Below are 731 nucleotides of genomic sequence, written 5' to 3' on the forward strand. Positions count from 1 at the left end.
TAGGGTGCTGAGTACGCCCCCTAACAATTCGTCCAAGCCGACGCCGCTTCGCGGCGCGGCTTAACTCAGGTGTTAGGTGCCGCATGACACGAACGTCGCGCTTGCTGGTCATTGCATCGTTGCTCCTCGCCCCCCTCGCCGCACTTGGCGGTTGTTCAAGCCGTGCGGGCGGTGCTGATACCTACACGCTCTATCGCAGCTCCCTCGCTATGGGCGTCAAGCGCGTTCATGTCGCCTCATTCGATGCTGCAGACGGAGATGAATACAATGGCGATAACTGCCAGCTCGCCGCCCAGCTCTTCCAAGGTCAGGCTGGCGTGGAGACCAAGTTCTGGTGTGAAAAGGGTGCCTACCATCAATAGCGCGGCACCTAACAATTCGTCCAAGCCGACGCCGCTTCGCGGCGCGGCTTAACTCAGGTGTTAGCGCCCACCACCGACTGCAGCAGAAGTCGTAGTGGTTTCCTCCCGGCTTGCATTTCCCAGCGCGGCCAGGCGGCGCCTTGTATCACGCGCTCGGCCCGGCATCCTTATAGGAACCCGTCGACCTTGGGCGGCGCTTGAAAACCCTCGCGCTCCGGCTGCCTTCTGCTCGCGCCTAAGCACCTCGCGGGTGGGCGGCCGTGGCATTCTCCGCACCGTGGAGTTGGGGTCTGCCCGCAAGGTCGTGTGGGCTCTAACAATTCGTCCAAGCCGACGCCGCTTCGCGGCGCGGCTTAACTCAGGTGTTAG

General features: G+C 62.5%; 1 protein-coding gene. It reads left to right on the plus strand.

From position 1 onward, the window contains the following. Positions 1–83: 83 nt before the first annotated feature. The gene (locus ACY35P_RS15625; protein WP_462116757.1) at positions 84–362 is read left to right on the plus strand and encodes a hypothetical protein; all 279 of its coding nucleotides are present in this window, start codon (positions 84–86) and stop codon (positions 360–362) included. The last annotated feature ends 369 nt before the right edge of the window (positions 363–731 follow it).

This window comes from Lysobacter xanthus, assembly GCF_047159895.1.